This is a genomic window from Kitasatospora sp. Ki12, from assembly GCF_054601375.1.
In genome coordinates this window covers 62,179-78,943 of record NZ_BAAIHT010000001.1, presented here as the reverse complement: position 1 = coordinate 78,943, position 16,765 = coordinate 62,179, and the positions used below count along the sequence as shown (strand labels likewise).

Sequence of the window (16,765 nt, the reverse complement as noted above, 5' to 3'; positions counted from 1 at the left end):
CCCCCGACCCGATTGCTTCGGGCCGGGGGCTTCGCCGTGCCCGTGAACGGCGGGCGGACCGGGTTGGTCGCTCTGTCGTCAATTCCGGTCGGTCACGTCACCCGCCCGCGGAAACGATGGGGTCAGCGACCCACTCAACCCTTGACAGCAGCCCGCCTGATAGTCGACACATCCTGCCGACTACCGTGGATTGTGTTGCTGCGAACGCCTTGAACGGCCTAGAGTCGCAAACCGTCGGCATGCTGCCACGCTGACGAATCGACATAGAGTCCTGGATGCCCAAGGAGGTAAGACGACTTGTGAATGAGTCGACAATTGCTCCCGGGGGTGGTCAGCCAGGACTGGCGGAGCACATCGCCGGCCAGCCGAGTGTGGAGCCCGGGGCCCGGCAGCCCTCCGTGGGTTCGGCCGAGGTCGGCTCGGTCGCGCTCCGCACCTTCGAAGCACGCCAGAACACAGCACAGGTGACCACGGTGACCGATCACGACGCCGACTTGGCGGCCTACGGCCTGGCCTACGGCGAGTTCGCCTACGGCGCCTACGACGACCCGGACGCCGAGTACGAGCCGGACCCGGAGTACGCCGCCACGCTGGCCCCCGACGCCGCGCGCCAGCGCCGCGAGCGGGTCGGCCCGACCGGCCGTCCGCTGCCGTACTTCCCGATCCCCGCGCCGGTCGCCGAGCACGGCCCCGCCCAGATCATCGCCATGTGCAACCAGAAGGGCGGCGTCGGCAAGACCACGTCGACCATCAACCTGGGCGCGGCGCTGGCCGAGTACGGCCGCCGGGTGCTGCTCGTCGACTTCGACCCGCAGGGCGCGCTCTCGGTCGGCCTCGGCGTCAACCCGATGGAGCTCGACGTCACCGTCTACAACCTGCTCATGGAGCGGGGGCTGACGGCCGATGAGGTGCTCCTCAAGACGGCCGTCCCCGGGATGGACCTGCTGCCGTCCAACATCGACCTCTCCGCCGCCGAGGTGCAGCTGGTCAGCGAGGTGGCCCGGGAGTCCGCGCTGGCGCGCGCCCTGAAGCCGCTGCTGCCCGACTACGACTACGTCATCATCGACTGCCAGCCCTCGCTGGGCCTGCTGACGGTCAATGCGCTGACGGCCGCTCACAGCGTGATCGTGCCGCTGGAGTGCGAGTTCTTCGCGCTGCGCGGTGTCGCGCTGCTGACCGAGACCATCGAGAAGGTGTGCGAGCGGCTCAACCCCGAGCTGCGCCTGGACGGCATCCTCGCGACCATGTACGACTCGCGCACCGTGCACAGCCGCGAGGTGCTCGCACGGGTCGTCGAGGCGTTCGGCGAGCACGTCTTCCACACCGTCATCGGCCGTACCGTGCGCTTCCCGGAGACCACCGTCGCCGGCGAGCCCATCACCACGTACGCGACCAACTCGGTCGGCGCCGCCGCCTACCGCCAGCTCGCCAGGGAGGTGCTCGACCGGTGCCGCCCCGCCGAGTGAGTCTCCCGGGTGCCGACGAGCTGTTCCGGACCACGGGAGGGATGGCGCTGTCGCCCTCCCTCGCGTCGCGTCCGGCCGCCGAGGCATCCAGACCGGAGACCTCGCGGGCCGTCAACGGCTCGGACGGCGCCGAGGGCGCCGAGTCCGCCCAGAGCGCCCAGGACGACCGGCAGCTGACGTCGGAGCAGCAGGGGACCGCCGCCGTGCCGGCGCCCGCGCAGCCGCCCGTCCAGCGGCCGGGCGGGGCCCAGACCGTGCCCGCCGGCCGGGGCGCCGCCACCGCGCCGGCGGCCCGGACGCACGCCGGCGCCGCCGAGGAGCAGGCCGGTGCCGCCGGGCGCGCCCGGCCGCGCGGCCGCGCGCCGCGCCGGCCCAGCGGGCGCGAGCGGCACGACGAGAAGATCACCGTGTACGTGTCCGCCGAGGAGCTCATGGACCTGGAGCACACCCGGCTGGTGCTGCGCGGCGAGCACGGCCTGGCCGTGGACCGCGGCCGGATCGTCCGGGAGGCCATCGCGGTCGTCCTGGCGGACCTGGAGCAGCGGGGCGAGGCCTCCATCCTGGTCCGGCGCCTGCGCGGACGGTAGGACGGTCGGCGGCTGGACCGCCGGGTGGTTCGCCGGGTGGGTGGACTGCCGGGGCTGCCGGGCGGGGTGAGGCTGCCGGGCGGGGTGAGGCGGCCGGGTGTGGCCAGGCGGTCGGAAGACGGCCGGGGGAGCCCGGCAGGGGCGTCGTGAGGCCTTCGGGCCCGGCGTCCGGGGGAGCCGGCGGGTGGCCGGTGGACCGGCCGGTGGGCGCTCGGGTGCAGACGGACATGAGGTGGGCTCATGGGTTCGCTCATGAGGTGAGCTCATGGGCGGCTCATGAGGCGAGCTCATGAGGTGGACTCATGAGGGCCCCGCCGCGGTCGAGGGGTATGAGCCGCGCTCATGGGGGCGTCGCCCCGGGGCGCGGGCCGTGGGGTCCGGTACCGAGGGTCATGAGGTGAACTCATGGGGTGGCCGCCCCGGGTCGAGGGGTATGAGCCGCGCTCATGAGGGGGCATCTCGGGCGAGGCGCGTTGTCGGCCGTTGTGGGGCCGATCGTCGATCCGGGTGGGTCCCGGGCCCTCGGGCGGGAGGTCGGGCCGTGACGGGCGCTGGAGGGCCGTTCCCGGGGTGGTGGGGCCGTACCCGGGGGTCCGACGGGCGGCGAGGCCGCCGCGCAGCCCAGCAGGCGGCGTGTCGGGGGGCCCGGGACGGGGCGGGCGGCGGGGACGGGTGAAGATGGACCGTCATGCCGAGCACCGTCGAACCAGCAGAAACCGCCGCGAACGCGACCGAGAACGGGTCGCGGGGCGGCTTCCGGGTGCGGCTGGACAACTTCGAGGGCCCCTTCGACCTGCTGCTCAGCCTGATCGCCAAGCACAAGATGGACGTCACCGAGGTGGCGCTGGCCACCGTCACGGACGAGTTCATGGCGCACATCCGGGCGATGGGCCCGGACTGGGACCTGGACGCGGCGACCGAGTTCCTGGTGGTGGCCGCCACCCTGCTCGACCTCAAGGCCGCCCGGCTGCTGCCCGCGGCGGAGGTGGAGGACGAGGAGGACCTGGCCCTGCTGGAGGCCCGTGACCTGCTGTTCGCGCGGCTGCTGCAGTACCGGGCGTACAAGCGGGCCGCGGCGCTGTTCGGCGAACGCTGGGCCGCCGAGCTGCTGCGGCGCCCCCGGACCGTCGGGCTGGAGCCCCGGCACGCGGAGCTGCTGCCGGAGGTGGTGATCACCGTCGGTCCGCAGCGGCTGGCCGAGCTGGCGGCCAAGGCGATGGAGCCCAAGCCGAAGCCGGTGGTGTACGTGGACCACATCCACTCCCCGCCGGTCAGCGTGCGGGAGCAGGCCGGGCTGGTGGTCGGGCTGCTCAGCGAGCTGGGCGAGGCCTCGTTCCAGCGGCTGGTGGCGGACGCCCCGGACACCCTGGTGGTGGTCGCCCGCTTCCTGGCGCTGCTGGAGCTGTACCGGGAGCGGGTGCTCGACTTCGAACAGCCGGAGGCGCTCGGTGAGCTGCGGGTGCGTTGGGTGGCGGAGGAGGGCCGGGGTGCGGTCGAGGTGACGGACGAGTTCGACCGGCCGGCGGGAGAGGCCCCGGGCGAGGCGGAGGAGCGGGAGGAGCGGCGATGAGCGGCGGGAACGAGGGCGGCCGGCCGGTCCGGCGCCCGCTGGGGCTGCCGGGGCGGCCGCGGGCCGAGGAGTGGCTGGAGCCGGCCTTCGAGCTGCTGCCGGACCCGGTGGAGCCCGTGGTGCCCGTGGACCCGGTGGTGCTCGTGGAGCCGGTAGGGCCCGTGGACCCGGCGGAGCCCGTACGGCCGGTCGAGCCGGTGCGGGCGGAGGCCCGGGTGGTGCACCAGAAGTCGGCCCCGCCGACTTCCGGCGCCCACGCTCCGGCGGACGCCGTGCTCCGGGCCGAGCTGGAGGCGGTCCTGATGGTCGTCGACGAACCGGTGCCGGAGGAGCGGCTGGCCGGGGTGCTGGAGCGGCCCCGGGCCGAGGTGGCCGCCGCGCTCGGCGAGCTGTCCGCCGAGTACACCGCCCAGGGGCGCGGTTTCGACCTGCGGCTGGTGGCCGGCGGCTGGCGGTTCTACAGCCGGGAGACCTGTTCCGCGGCCGTCGACCGGTTCCTCCTGGACGGCCAGCAGACCCGGCTCACCCAGGCCGCACTGGAGACCCTGGCGGTGGTCGCCTACCGGCAGCCGGTGTCCAGATCCCGGGTTTCCGCCGTCCGCGGTGTGAACTGTGACGGCGTGATGCGTACCCTGGTACAGCGAGGACTGGTGGAAGAGGCCGGATCCGAGCCCGAAACAGGTGCGATCCTGTATCGGACGACGAACTACTTCCTGGAACGGATGGGGCTCCGCGGCCTGGACGAGCTGCCGGAGCTCGCTCCCTTCCTGCCCGAGGTCGACGACGTGGAAGCGGAGTCCCTGGAGGGCACGATGATCGCGGAGGCGGTCGCCGCCGCTGCCGCGCAGGCCGCGGACGGCAGTGGCGAGGCCGGTCGGGCCGGGCCCGATCGGTAGGGGGCGGTGAGGTCGGCCGAAACGACCGCACATCCCAGACGGAACGACGTACGGACACTTTGATGCGTAGCAGTGGCAACGGCAGGAACAGCAGCGGCGGCGGGAGCGGTCGAGGCGGACAGGGCGGGGGCCGGGGCGGCGGCTCCTACGGCGGCGGCAGCGGAGGCGGTCGCGGCGGCTCGGGCTCCGGCTCGCGCGGTGGTTCGTACGGCGGCGGCTCCTACGGGGGCGGCGGCGGCCGTGGCGGCTCGGGCTCGGGTTCGGGTGCGGGCTCGCGCGGCGGCTCCGGCTCGTACGGCCGGGACGGCGGCCGCCGGGACGACCGGCGCGACGACCGCCGGGACGACCGTCGCTACCCGGACCGCCCGCTGCGGCCCGAGGAGCGCAAGTACGACCGCCCCGAGTACGGCGGCGGCCCCAACGCCACCCCGGCCCGCGGCGGCTACTCCGGCCGGCGCCCCGGCCCGGCCCCGCGTCCGCGCCGGGAGGGCCAGCCCGCCCCGGGCGACCCGCGCCGCCAGCCGCAGCGCTCGCGCGAGCTGCAGGCCAAGATCGAGGACGCCGTCCTCGCCCGGCACGACAAGCCGGCCGTCAAGCTGCCCAAGACCTTCGGCGAGCCCGAGGGCGAGCGTCTGCAGAAGGTGCTGGCCCGGGCCGGCGTCGGCAGCCGCCGCGCCTGCGAGGAGCTGATCGAGCAGGGCCGCGTCGAGGTCAACGGCAAGCGCGTCACCGAGCAGGGCAAGCGGGTCGACCCGCAGAACGACGAGATCAAGGTGGACGGCCTGACCGTCGCCACCCAGTCCTACCTGTTCTTCGCGCTGAACAAGCCGGCCGGCGTGGTCTCCACCATGGAGGACCCGGACGGCCGCCAGTGCCTGGGCGACTACGTGACCAACCGGGAGACCCGGCTGTTCCACGTCGGCCGTCTGGACACCGAGACCGAGGGCATCATCCTGCTCACCAACCACGGTGAGCTGGCCCACCGCCTCACCCACCCGCGCTACGGCGTGACCAAGACCTACCTGGCCGCCATCCAGGGCCCGATCCCGCGCGACCTGGGCAAGCAGCTGGCCAAGGGCGTGGAGCTGGAGGACGGCTACGCCCGTGCCGACAGCTTCAAGGTCATCTCCAACGTCGGCAAGAACTACCTGGTCGAGGTGACCCTGCACGAGGGTCGCAAGCACATCGTCCGCCGGATGCTGGCCGAGGCCGGCTTCCCGGTCGAGAAGCTGGTGCGCACCCACTTCGGCCCGATCGCCCTGGGCGACCAGAAGTCGGGCTGGCTGCGCCGCCTGACCAACCCGGAGGTCGGCCAGCTGATGCGCGAGGTCGGCCTGTAGGCCGTGCTCGTCCGCCCGTCCCGTTGAAGGGCCCCCGGTCGCCGTGGTGCGGCCGGGGGCCCTTCGCCGTGTCGGGCCTTTCGCCGGGCGGCGCGCGTAGCCGGGCGGGGCCCGACGCCGTGCGGGGTGTACGGGGTGTGCGGGTCCTGTGACCCGGGACGCAACCGCTGGTCACGGCCTTGTCAGTGCCATGATCCGTGGCCGAGGATGGCCACCTGGCCACCACCCCGCCAGGTGGCGGGACCGCGCCAGTGCGGAGTGCCGGTGGCCGGATCAGGGGCGAACAGGGGGAGACGGCGTCGTGTCCGATGCACCACTGGGACGGGCCAGCGGACAGGCCCTGGGCACACTGGGGCTGGCCGAGCCGGACGGGCAGCTGTACGCGGCGCTGGTGGCCCATCCGCAGTCCACCGCGGAGGAGCTGGCGGAGGCCTGCGGCCTGACCCTCCAGCAGGGCGTGCGCGCCCTGGAACGGCTGGCGCAGCAGGGCATGGCCACCCGGGCGCCGGTGGACCGCCAGCGCTTCCTGGCGGTCGCCCCGGACGTCGCGATCGGCTCCCTGATAGGCCACCGGGAGTCCGAGCTGCGGCAGGCCCGGGCCGAGATGCACCGGCTGATGGACGCCTTCCGGGAGGCCTCGCGCTACACCGACCCGGCGCACTCGGTGGAGGTGCTGACCGGCGGCGAGGCGATCGCCCAGCGGCTGGAGCACATCACCGAGACCAGCCGGTACCAGGTGCGCGGCTTCGACCGCCCGCCGTACATCCAGGACCCGGTGGCGCCGATGGCGCTGCAGCGCCGACGGCTGCGGGAGGGCGTGAAGTTCCGGACGGTCTACGACCGGGAGGCGGTGGCCTGGCCCGGGCGGCTGGAGAAGAACATCCTGGTCGGGGTCGCGGACGGCGAGGAGGCGCGGGTCCGGCCGACGCTGCCGATGAAGATGATCATCTCGGACGACCGGATGGCGATCATTCCGATCAGCGTCGGCGACAGCGTGCTGGACGCCGCCTACGTGATCCACCCCTCGGCGCTGCTCCAGGCGCTGGACACGCTGTTCGAGGCGGAGTGGGAGCGGGCCGTGCAGCTGCAGGCGGCGATCGGCACCGGGGACGCGTCCCTGGGACCGGAGGCCGACCACCGCAAGCTGCTGGGCCTGCTGGCGGCCGGGCTCACCGACGAGTCGATCGCCCGCTCGCTCGGCTGGAGCGCCCGGACCACCCAGCGGCGGCTGCAGAGCCTGATGCGCTCACTGGGCGCCACCACCCGCTTCCAGGCCGGCATGGCGGCCCGGGAGCGGGGGTGGCTGTAGGCGCCGGGGGTCGGGCGCTGGTGGGCCGGGTTGGTCCGGTGGGCCACGTGAGCCCGGTGGGTCAGCTCCAGGGGGTGAGGGAGGCCCAGCGGCCGTCCGAGCCGCGCTCGACCTTCTCCAGGCCGACCACGGCCGAGCGGTTCAGCCGCCCGTAGATGTGCGGGAACAGGACGTCGGGGGCGGCCCCGGGCGGCGGTGCGCCGTGCGGGGCCTCCCACTTGACCATCGGCTCCACCAGCGACTCCTCGATCAGCAGCACCATCAGCGGGTCGGGGGTGTCGGCGAAGAAGGCGTTGGCCACCGCGAGCGCCGTCTGCTCGTCCGCCGAGCAGTGGATGAACCCGTCGGTGAGCAGCGAGGCGGTGGCGTACGGGCGGCCGGGGTCGGCCAGCCAGTCGTCCAGGGGGGCGAGGTGGAGGATCATGTTTCCTTTTCTACCCGTTGTCTCCGGTTTGGTGCTGAGCGGTCGTCATCGACGGGCGGTCGGTGTCCGGGGCCGTTGGGGTCGGTGGGGCCTTCGGGGCCGTTGAGGCCCCTGGGCTTTCAGAGCCCGGCCACCTTGGCGGAGGCGGAGATCTCGTACACCAGGGTGAGGGTGCGGCGGGCGCCCGGGCCGAGCGGGACGTCCCAGCGGACGATGCCCTCGGCGTCGAAGGCGTCCGGCGCCGGGGAGCACTCCTCCTTGCGCAGCCGGACCTCGACCGCCGACACCTCGGAGACCGGCACCCGCTCGCGCACCGTGACGATCCGCTCGTCGCGCTCCTCCGGGCCGGAGAACCGGGACAGGTGCAGCCGCACCGTGCGGGTGGTGGTCTGCCGGCCGGTGAGGCCGGCGGCGGCCTGGCGCTGCTCGGTCTCGCGGACCACCCGGTAGCCGTCCGAGCTGCCGAAGGAGAGTTCGGCGTCGGCGCCGGTGGCGGTGAAGCGCAGCTCGCCGCGGCCGGTGAAGCCGCTGCCGCGGACCAGCTCGACCGGGCCGGCCAGCAGCGGGTGCCCGGCCGCGTTGCGGAACCGGACCACCTGGGTGACCAGCGGGGACAGCTCCGGGGCGCAGGCGTACTCGCTGCTCGCCGGCCCGGTGAAGGCGCCCAGCGGCACCCGGTGCGCCCGGCCGTCGGAGGGCACGGTCGCCGGGGCGGGGGCGGGCAGCACCCGGACCTCGCCGCCGTCGTCCACGCCCGGGACCCCGGCGCCCGGGCCGAGCTCGCTGATCGCCTCCTCGCGCAGCTCGACCTCGACCGTGCGGCGCTCCTCGTCGGTGCGCTCGCGCAGCATCAGGACGTCCTCGGCCACGGCCGGCGGGTCGGTGGCGAGCGCGGACCGGGCGGTGGAGAAGGTGAGCCGGGCGCCGCTCCAGTCCTCGCCGGTGCGCTGCCAGACCACCGCCTCCGACTCCAGGCGCAGGTCGCCGCCGTCCAGGGTCGCCCGGTAGGACGGGCGCCAGAGCGCGCAGGGGACCAGGTGGGAGACGGTCAGTTCGGCCGGACCGGCCTGCGCGGCCTCGACGGTCAGGTCCAGGTGGGCGGTCAGCTCGGCCGGGTCCTCCTCGGCCTGGTCCAGGGCGATCAGGGCCTGTGAGCGCTCCTGCTCCAGGCGGCGAAGCCGGGAGTGGGTGGTGCGCAGCTCCTCGCCGTAGCGCTCGCGCTCGGCGTCCACCCGGTTCAGCTCGCGGGCCCAGCGGGTGCGTTCCAGCTCGCCGACGCCGGCGCCCTCGCCGATCTCGCGCAGCAGGTCGGCGGAGAGCTGGGCGAGCAGGGCCAGCCGGGCCTCCAGGCGGGCGCGGGTCTGGTCGGCCAGGCGGGTCTCGGTGTCCAGCCGGTGCAGCCGGTGGCGCAGCCCGGAGTCGTCCGGGCCGGGCGGCAGCGGGGCGCGCGGGGCCCAGGAGCGCACCAGCCGGGCGTCCAGCACGCGGACCCCGGGGGTGGCGGACTCGGCGCGCAGGGTGCGGTCGACCGCGAGGGCGGTGAGCGGGCCGAGGCGCAGCCGCTGGACACCCGCGGTGAGTCCGACCGTCGTGGTGCGCTCGACCTGGCTGCGGTCCTCCAGGCAGGTGACGGCGGTGACGGGGAGGGCCGTGGTGGTCCCGGTCCGGTCTCCGGTGGTGGTCGTGGCTGTGGCTGCGGCTGCGGTCCCCGGTGCGGGTGCGGGCCCGGTCATGTCTCCGGTCATGGTCAGTTCCTCCGGTTTCCGCCGACGATGGCCTTACCCGCCGGGATCTTGATCAGGTAGCCGCCGTCCAGCTCGGTCCGGCCGCCCGGGGGCAGGTCGACCCGCCAGAGCCGGGTGCTGGGCGGGCACTCCGGCGTGGAGACGGTCGGGGCCTGCCAGTCGGCCCGCTCCTCGATCCGGATCTCGGCGTCGGAGGTGACCGGTACGCGTTCGCGGACCTCCACCGTGACGGCACGGCCGAGCCGGTTCGCGAGCCGGACGTGCACCCGGTGGTCGAGCACGGTGCTGTTGCCCTTCAGCATGCCCGTGGCGGACTCGCGCAGCTCGGTGCGGCGCGCCACCTCGATGCTCTCGGTGACGCCGATGCCCAGGCGCCGCACGCCGCCGGGCGCCAGCGTCGGCAGGGCGGCCGTCAGCAGGAACTCGTCGTCCACGGTGACCTCCACCGGGCCCGCCAGCACGGCGCGGTCGGTGCGGTTGGCGAGCACCAGGGTCGCGTACACCTTCTCCTCGACGGCGGGGACGGTGACGTACTCGGGGCGGACGGTGAGCGGGATCCCGTCCACCGTGACGGTGTGCCAGGTGCCGTCGGACGGGATGTCGGCGGGGGCGACGGCGTCGAAGCGGTGGTCGAAGGAGCCGGCCGACTCGCGGGGCGGGACGGCGTGGCGGGGGAGGACGAGGCGGCGGATCTGCTCGCCCGGGTTGCCGCCCGGCAGGGTCCAGTCCAGCTCCTCGCGCTCGATCCGCTCGGGGCGGGGGCGCAGGGTGCCGCGCCGGGTGCTGGGGCCGTCGGGGCCGGTCAGGACGAGGTCGGGGTAGTCGAGCAGGGTGGCGTCCGGCGCGATGCCGACGGCCTGCGGCGGGGCGGCGAGCCGGCTCCGGCGGGCCCGGAAGGCCTCGCGCGGAGCGCCGCCCGGGGCCTGGCCGCCCGGGGCCTTCGGGAGCGGGGCCACCGGGGCGGTGGTGATGGCGGGCTGCGGCGGGCCGCCGTAGCCGGCGAAGCCGCCCGGGGCTCCGGGGGCGGGCGGGGACGCGGACACCGGCTCGTCGGCGCTCAGGCTGCCGCCGCCACCGAACGGGGCTCCGGAGGCCGGAGCGGCGTCCTCCGCCGCGGCGAAGGCCTCGGGGCGCGGGCCGGCCGGGCGCGGGCCGGCCGGGCGGGCACCGCCGAGACGGGAGGGACCGATCGATCCGGGCCCGGCCAGCCGGGCGGCGCCCGGCGGCACCGGCGGCGGGACCGCGGGCGGGACGGCGGCCCTGCGGGGCTCCCCGCCGACGCCCCGGCGGCGGGTGGCCGGGGCGTCGGCTCCGGCCGCGTCGTAGCCGGTGAAGAGGTCCGACAGCCCGGCCGGGGGCTCGCGCCAGCCGGAGGGCGGCGGGGCGGGCTGGCTGCGGCCGATCCGCAGCGAGGCCAGCTTGGGCAGGTCGGTGCGGCGGTCGAGGTCGGCGGTGGAGAGGGCGAGGCGCACGCCCGTCCAGTCCTCGCCGGTGCGCTGGGCGACGCTCGCCCGCAGGACGAGGTGACCGGAGTCGGAGCCGGTGCGGTACGACAGGCGGTAGGCGGGCACCCAGCGGGCGGCGGGGACGCCGTACTCCAGCTCCAGCTCCAGCTCCAGGTCGAGGGTGGTGGGTTCGGCGGTGGGGGTGGCGGTGGGGTGCTCGGGGTGGGCCGTGGTGAGGGTGAGCAGCACGGTGGCGGCGGTCGCGACCGGCTCGGCCCGTACGGCGGTGGACGCCCGGTCCAGTCGGTCGGCGGCCAAGTCCCGTTCATGGTCGGCGAGTTCGATCTCCTGGTTGAGCTCCTCGGCGCGCTGCTGGAGCCGGGCCAGCCGCTCGTCGACGAAGTCGGCGAGCTCCAGCCAGGCGTCCGCGGGTGTACGCCGCAGCGGCTCCTCGGGCCGGTGCTGCGGCGGTACGGCGCGCAGCGCGGCGGTGTCGGCGATCGCGGCGAGCACCAGCCGGCGACGCTCGGCGAGCATGCTGCGGTGCTCCGTCGCCTCGTCCAACTCCCGCTGGAGATCGGGGAGTTCCTCGGGGGCGCGGAGTTCGGCGAGCTGCTCCAGCCGGGCCTCGGTGACCGCGGTGCCGGCCGGCCCGGAGAGCACCCGGGCGCGCAGCGAACGGCCGTCCAGGGACACCGGCAGGCCGGTCAGCCGAAGCCGCCCGCCGGGCGGAACCGGGACGGTGGCCCGGCGGCGGCACACCGCACCCTCCGCGTACACCACCACGGAGTCCAGGACCGACGGGTGAGCCGGTACGGCCGGCGGTTTCGCCTGCCCGCTCCGGCCGCTGTGCTGATCGTCCATGCGCAACCCCTTCGTTCGCGTGTTGCCTGCCGCGTGCCGCTCTTCGTGGCACGCGGATCGCCCGCTCGGCCGCTCGACTCCGCTCGGCCCTGTCCGGCCCGCTCGGCCTGTTGTGCCGGCGGTTCGGACGTCCGCGCCGCCCGTACCCGCTCGGCTGCTCGTCGTGCCTTCCCCGGGCGGCCAGTCTGCCCGGCTTCGGTGCGGGCGTCGCCGGATTTCCCGGGTACGGCGTGTGCACTGGAGGGGACGGGGGCGGGGCCTTCGCGGTTGCCGGTGCCGGGAGCTGCCGGAAGCTGCCCTCGTGGTTGCCGGGTGGCAGGTGGGGACTTCGGCACCGCCGATGAGGGAGGATGGGGCGCGGGTGCTCCCGGACGGTTCCCGGCACCTGTCGAGCAATCGTGATGAGGAGAGCGACCCGCCATGCGCACTGCCGTCGTCGTCGGCACCGGACTGATCGGCACCTCCGCCGCGCTCGCCCTGACCGCTCGCGGCCTGACCGTCCATCTGGAGGACGCCGACCCGGACGCCGCCCGCACCGCCGAGTCGCTCGGCGCGGGCACCACCGACCCGGTCGACGGCCCGGTGGACCTGGCGATCATCGCCGTCCCGCCGGCCCTGGTCGGCAAGGTGCTCGCCGACTGCCAGCGCCGCAACCTCGCGCACTGGTACACCGACGTCGCCAGCGTGAAGGCCGGCCCCGGCAGCGAGATCGCCGCGCTCGGCTGCGACACCGCCCACTACATCGGCAGCCACCCGATGGCCGGCCGCGAGCGCTCCGGCCCGCTCGCCGCCCGCGCCGACATCTTCGAGGGCCGCCCCTGGGTGCTCACCCCGACCGCCGACACCGACACCGAGACGCTCAACGCCGCGCTGGAGCTGGTCGCGCTCTGCGGCGCCATGCCGATCGTGATGGACGCCGCCGAGCACGACCGGGCCGTCGCCCTCGTCTCGCACGCCCCGCAGCTGGTGTCCTCGCTGGTCGCGGCCCGGCTGGAGAAGGCCGACGACACCGCCATAAGGCTCTCCGGCCAGGGCGTGCGCGACGTCACCAGGATCGCCGCCTCCAACCCCGGCATGTGGGTCGACATCCTCTCCGCCAACGCGGGCGCGGTCGCCGACATCCTGGACGAGGTCGCCGTCGACCTCGGCCGTACGGTCACCGCGCTGCGCGCCATGGAGGCCGCTGAGGAGGGCGAGCGACGGGCCGGCGCGGCCGGGATCGCGGCGGTCATGCGGCGCGGCAACACCGGCCAGGCCCGGATCCCCGGCAAGCACGGCGCCCCGCCCACCCGGTACGAGACGGTCGCGGTCGTCCTCGGCGACCAGCCCGGTGAGCTGGGCCGGCTCTTCGGGGAGGTCGGCGACGCGGGGGTCAACATCGAGGACGTCGTGATCGAGCACTCCACCGGGCAGCAGGTCGGCTTCGTCCAGCTGTCGGTGGCGCCGACGGCCGTCAAGCGGCTGGTGAAGGCGCTGCGGGCGAGTGGGTGGAGCGTGCGGGACTGAGGTTTCGGGGTCCTGGGAGCGGGCCCGTCGCCGAGCACGGGGGCGGGCCCGCCGCGGGGCGGGGGAGGGGCGGGGGCGGGGCCTGGCGTCCGGCGGAGTCCGGGACGGCGGCGGTCCATTAACCTTGAGGGAGACAATCCCCGGCCGTCCGCCTGCGCAGGCTTCGGCTCCCATGCTCAGAGAGAGGTTCGCTCCCGTGGACACTGCCGACCGAGCGCACGCCCCGGTCGTCGTCGCCATCGACGGACCCTCCGGCTCCGGCAAGTCGACCGTCTCGCGGGCGGTCGCCGCCCGACTGGGCCTGAGCTTCCTGGACACCGGTGCCATGTACCGGGCGATGACCTGGTGGATGCTGGCCAACGACGTCGACGTCACCGACCCGGAAGCCGTCGCCGTCGCCTGCGGCAAGCCGGTGATCGTGTCGGGCACGGACGCCGACGGCCCCACCATCACGGTGGACGGCCAGGACGTCTCCGGACCGATCCGCGGCCCCGAGGTGACGGCGCAGGTCAGCGCCGTGGCCGCGGTGCCGGCGGTACGGGCCCGGCTGGTGGAGCTGCAGCGCGGCTGCGGCGAGGTCGCCGAGCGCGGCATCGTCGCCGAGGGCCGGGACATGGGGACCGTGGTCTTCCCGGACGCCACCGTCAAGGTCTTCCTGACCGCCTCCGAGCAGGCCCGCTCCGCCCGTCGGGCGGCCGAGCTGCGCGCCAAGGGCGTCGACGAGGCGACCATCACCGCGATGGCCGCCGACCTCGCCCGCCGGGACGCCGCCGACTCCTCCCGGGAGACGGACCCGCTGGCCCAGGCCGCGGACGCCGTCCTGGTGGACACCAGCGAGCTCACCCTGGAGCAGGTGATCGACCGGATCGCCGGGCTGGTGGAGGACCGGGCCGGGCTGTCGTCGGTCTGACCGGCTGACCGGCTGACCGGCGGCATGGCTGCTGTCGGCCGGTGTGGCCGGTCGGTCCTGGTCGGTCCGGCCGTGGCTGGTCGGGCGGGCGTGGCTGGTCAGGCGTGGCTGTACGGCTGCGGCTGGTCGGCCCTGGTCGGCCCTGGTCGGCCCTGGTCGGTCCGGCTGGCGCCGGGACCGGCCACCATTGAGTGAACCGCGGGCCGCCGAGGCGCCGCGGAGACAACCATCGCGCTGCCCCGAGCGGGGCAGGTACGCACGGCACGCCCCTGGGAAGGGCCGGGCCGGGAAACGGAACAGACGAACATGACCGCAGAGCACTCCGCCGAGCACGGTGGGCTGGACGCCGCCGACTACGCCGAGTTCATGGCCCTCGCTGCCGAAGAGGGCTTCGACGTCGACGGCTTCGACGCCGAGGACGGCACCGAGCTCGTCCGACTGCCGGTGCTGGCCGTGGTCGGCCGCCCGAACGTCGGCAAGTCGACCCTCGTGAACCGCATCATCGGCCGCCGCGAGGCCGTCGTCGAGGACAAGCCCGGCGTCACCCGTGACCGGGTCACCTACGAGGCCAGCTGGAACGGCCGCCGCTTCAAGGTGGTCGACACCGGCGGCTGGGAGATCGACGTCCTCGGCATCGACGCCATGGTCGCCGCCCAGGCTGAGCTGGGCATCGAGCAGGCCGACGCGGTGCTGTTCGTCGTGGACGCCACGGTCGGTGCCACTGACACCGACGAGGCCCTGATCAAGATCATCCGCCGGGCGGGCAAGCCGACCGTCCTGTGCGCCAACAAGGTCGACGGCCCCTCCACCGAGGCCGAGGCCGCCTACCTGTGGTCGCTGGGCCTGGGCGAGCCCTACCCGGTCTCCGCCCTGCACGGCCGCGGCTCGGGCGACCTGCTGGACGCCGTCATGGACGCGCTGCCCGAGGCCCCGCCGCAGACCTTCGGCGACGCCGCCCCCGGCGGCCCGCGCCGGATCGCGCTGATCGGCCGGCCGAACGTCGGCAAGTCCAGCCTGCTGAACAAGGTCGCCGGCGAGGAGCGGGTGGTCGTCAACGAGCTGGCCGGCACCACCCGTGACCCGGTCGACGAGATGATCGAACTCGGCGGCAAGACCTGGAAGTTCGTGGACACCGCCGGTATCCGCCGCCGCGTCCACCTGACCGCCGGCGCCGACTTCTACGCCTCGCTGCGCACCTCCGCCGCCCTGGAGAAGGCCGAGGTCGCGGTCGTCCTGATCGACGCCAGCGAGACCCTCGCCGAGCAGGACACCCGGATCATCTCGATGGCCGTCGACTCCGGGCGCGCCGTCGTCGTCGCCTACAACAAGTGGGACCAGCTGGACGAGGAGCGCCGCTACTACCTGGAGCGCGAGATCGAGCGCGACCTCGTCCAGGTGCAGTGGGCCCCGCGGGTCAACGTGTCGGCCAAGACCGGCCGGCACATGGAGAAGCTCGTCCCGGCGATCGAGACCGCGCTGGCAGGCTGGGAGACCCGGGTCACGACCGCGCGTCTGAACGCCTTCCTCGGCGAGCTGGTGGCCGCCCACCCGCACCCGATCCGGGGCGGCAAGCAGCCGCGCATCCTGTTCGGCACCCAGGCCGGCATCCGTCCGCCGCGCTTCGTGCTCTTCGCCTCGGGCTTCCTGGAGGCCGGCTACCGGCGCTTCATCGAGCGCCGTCTGCGCGAGGAGTTCGGGTTCGTCGGGACGCCGATCTCGATCTCGGTGCGGGTCCGGGAGAAGCGCAAGAAGAAGTAGTCGCGGGACGTAGTAGTAAGGAGGAGCCGGGCGACCGGCTCACGGTCGGAGGGCCTCGTCACGGTGGTGGCGGGGCCCTCCGGCGTTTCCGCCGGGCGGGTGCGCGGGTGCGCGGGTGGTGGGGTGTTCGGTGGGGCGGATGTTCGGTGGGCGTCAGTGGAGGTCGCCGTTGCGGCCCGGGGGGAGGGAGAGCATCTGGCGGTGGCGGCCGCCGGTGGACGGGGCGGTGGCGAGACCGGTGGCCGTACCCATCACCGGGGACGGGGCGGGTGGCGCGGGCGGGGCGGGCGCGGGCACGGACATCGCCTGCGGCACCGCGCCGAGGTAGCCGGCCGCCACCCAGCCCTGGCCGTTGGTGAACTGGGCTCCGGCACCCACGGGCTGGGCCGGGGGCGGGACGGAGGCGGAGTGGCCGTGACCGTCGCTGGCGACGGCGGTGGGCTCGGGGTGGCTGCCGGGGTGGGGCGTGTGGTGGCCGGCCGTGTGGTGGACGGGGTGGTGGTGGGCGCCGGTGTGGTGGGGGTGGCCGTGCTGGTGGCTGCCCGTTTGAGGGGTGTGGCCCGCATGGCCGGTGTGACTGGTGTGTCCGGGATGGCCTGTGTGGTGCCCGTGCGGGTGGCCGGGGGCCGAGCCGGTGCCGTGCGGCTGGGACGACATGAACTGGGGCAGGCCCGGCGTCTGGCCCGCGAGGGTGTGGAAGGCCTGGTGCTGGGGCGGGTACGAGCGCTGCTCGCCCAGCAGGGGGTAGTTGTCACGGACCGCGAAGCCGGTGAACACCAGGTCCTCCTCGCCCGAGCGGTCGCCGGGCAGGGCACGGAAGAGGCGCCGGTACTCGGAGTACAGCTCGTCGTAGATCGGCGTGGTGGAGTGCGGGTGCTCGGCGTCGTACGACGGGCGCATGCCCGGGATGGAGCGGGGAGCGGTGGCGGAGCGGCCGGGGGACGC

At 74.9% G+C, this 16,765-nt stretch carries 13 protein-coding genes; 9 read left to right on the top strand and 4 right to left on the bottom strand.

Annotated features, from left to right (window positions below; translation table 11 throughout):
* Positions 1-398 precede the first annotated feature (398 nt).
* From ACYP53_RS00330 to ACYP53_RS00305, 6 genes are all read left to right on the top strand, one after another.
* Positions 399-1,466 carry a ParA family protein gene (locus ACYP53_RS00330; protein ID WP_030245868.1) on the top strand — a complete coding sequence of 356 codons (1,068 nt, stop codon included), beginning with the start codon at positions 399-401 and terminating at the stop codon, positions 1,464-1,466.
* Positions 1,467-1,507: 41 nt separating this feature from the next.
* A complete protein-coding gene (locus ACYP53_RS00325; RefSeq protein ID WP_189925502.1) occupies positions 1,508-2,053 on the top strand; it encodes a hypothetical protein in 546 nt (181 codons plus the stop codon).
* Positions 2,054-2,741: 688 nt separating this feature from the next.
* Positions 2,742-3,623, top strand: a complete 882-nt coding sequence (locus tag ACYP53_RS00320; protein WP_459646329.1) for a segregation and condensation protein A — start codon at positions 2,742-2,744, stop codon at positions 3,621-3,623.
* 302 nt (positions 3,624-3,925) lie between these two features.
* Positions 3,926-4,519, top strand: coding sequence for an SMC-Scp complex subunit ScpB (gene scpB, locus ACYP53_RS00315; protein ID WP_229929222.1), 594 nt, complete (start codon positions 3,926-3,928; stop codon positions 4,517-4,519).
* A gap of 62 nt (positions 4,520-4,581) precedes the next feature.
* Positions 4,582-5,859, top strand: a complete 1,278-nt coding sequence (locus ACYP53_RS00310; RefSeq protein WP_459646328.1) for a pseudouridine synthase — start codon at positions 4,582-4,584, stop codon at positions 5,857-5,859.
* A 301-nt stretch (positions 5,860-6,160) separates the two neighbouring features.
* The gene (locus ACYP53_RS00305) at positions 6,161-7,168 is read left to right on the top strand and encodes a helix-turn-helix domain-containing protein (RefSeq protein ID WP_189925515.1); all 1,008 of its coding nucleotides are present in this window, start codon (positions 6,161-6,163) and stop codon (positions 7,166-7,168) included.
* A gap of 61 nt (positions 7,169-7,229) precedes the next feature.
* On the opposite strand, the gene ACYP53_RS00300 is transcribed toward ACYP53_RS00305, so the two are convergent.
* The 3 genes from ACYP53_RS00300 to ACYP53_RS00290 all read right to left on the bottom strand — a co-directional run bounded on the left by ACYP53_RS00300 (position 7,230) and on the right by ACYP53_RS00290 (position 11,646).
* Positions 7,230-7,592 (bottom strand): DUF952 domain-containing protein, encoded by a 363-nt coding sequence (locus tag ACYP53_RS00300; protein WP_459646327.1) that lies wholly within the window; start codon positions 7,590-7,592, stop codon positions 7,230-7,232.
* Positions 7,593-7,711: 119 nt separating this feature from the next.
* Positions 7,712-9,337, bottom strand: a complete 1,626-nt coding sequence (locus ACYP53_RS00295) for a DUF4139 domain-containing protein (protein ID WP_459646326.1) — start codon at positions 9,335-9,337, stop codon at positions 7,712-7,714.
* A 2-nt stretch (positions 9,338-9,339) separates the two neighbouring features.
* Complete coding sequence (locus tag ACYP53_RS00290; RefSeq protein ID WP_459646325.1) at positions 9,340-11,646, bottom strand: DUF4139 domain-containing protein; 2,307 nt, start codon at positions 11,644-11,646, stop codon at positions 9,340-9,342.
* A 420-nt stretch (positions 11,647-12,066) separates the two neighbouring features.
* Here ACYP53_RS00290 and ACYP53_RS00285 point away from each other — a divergent pair, with 420 nt between their 5' ends.
* From ACYP53_RS00285 to der, 3 genes are all read left to right on the top strand, one after another.
* On the top strand, positions 12,067-13,152 hold the full coding sequence (locus ACYP53_RS00285) for a prephenate dehydrogenase (RefSeq protein ID WP_189925519.1): 1,086 nt from the start codon (positions 12,067-12,069) through the stop codon (positions 13,150-13,152).
* Between the two features lie 196 nt (positions 13,153-13,348).
* Entirely contained in the window at positions 13,349-14,062 is a 714-nt protein-coding gene (gene cmk, locus ACYP53_RS00280) for a (d)CMP kinase (RefSeq protein ID WP_229929220.1), read from the top strand.
* Positions 14,063-14,368: 306 nt separating this feature from the next.
* Positions 14,369-15,820, top strand: a complete 1,452-nt coding sequence (gene der, locus ACYP53_RS00275) for a ribosome biogenesis GTPase Der (RefSeq protein ID WP_189925523.1) — start codon at positions 14,369-14,371, stop codon at positions 15,818-15,820.
* A 153-nt stretch (positions 15,821-15,973) separates the two neighbouring features.
* On the opposite strand, the gene ACYP53_RS00270 is transcribed toward der, so the two are convergent.
* Complete coding sequence (locus ACYP53_RS00270; RefSeq protein WP_459646324.1) at positions 15,974-16,720, bottom strand: hypothetical protein; 747 nt, start codon at positions 16,718-16,720, stop codon at positions 15,974-15,976.
* Between the last annotated feature and the right edge of the window lie 45 nt (positions 16,721-16,765).

What these genes read in the sequence shown, in the direction of transcription:
- ACYP53_RS00325 (WP_189925502.1), top strand. Translation starts at nt 1,508, where the DNA reads ATGGCGCTGTCGCCCTCCCTCGCGTCGCGTCCGGCCGCCGAGGCATCC.
- ACYP53_RS00320 (WP_459646329.1), top strand. Translation starts at nt 2,742, where the DNA reads ATGCCGAGCACCGTCGAACCAGCAGAAACCGCCGCGAACGCGACCGAG.
- scpB (WP_229929222.1), top strand. Translation starts at nt 3,926, where the DNA reads ATGGTCGTCGACGAACCGGTGCCGGAGGAGCGGCTGGCCGGGGTGCTG.
- ACYP53_RS00310 (WP_459646328.1), top strand. Translation starts at nt 4,582, where the DNA reads ATGCGTAGCAGTGGCAACGGCAGGAACAGCAGCGGCGGCGGGAGCGGT.
- ACYP53_RS00300 (WP_459646327.1), bottom strand. Translation starts at nt 7,592, where the DNA reads ATGATCCTCCACCTCGCCCCCCTGGACGACTGGCTGGCCGACCCCGGC.
- ACYP53_RS00295 (WP_459646326.1), bottom strand. Translation starts at nt 9,337, where the DNA reads ATGACCGGAGACATGACCGGGCCCGCACCCGCACCGGGGACCGCAGCC.
- ACYP53_RS00290 (WP_459646325.1), bottom strand. Translation starts at nt 11,646, where the DNA reads ATGGACGATCAGCACAGCGGCCGGAGCGGGCAGGCGAAACCGCCGGCC.
- ACYP53_RS00285 (WP_189925519.1), top strand. Translation starts at nt 12,067, where the DNA reads ATGCGCACTGCCGTCGTCGTCGGCACCGGACTGATCGGCACCTCCGCC.
- der (WP_189925523.1), top strand. Translation starts at nt 14,369, where the DNA reads ATGACCGCAGAGCACTCCGCCGAGCACGGTGGGCTGGACGCCGCCGAC.
- ACYP53_RS00270 (WP_459646324.1), bottom strand. Translation starts at nt 16,720, where the DNA reads ATGCGCCCGTCGTACGACGCCGAGCACCCGCACTCCACCACGCCGATC.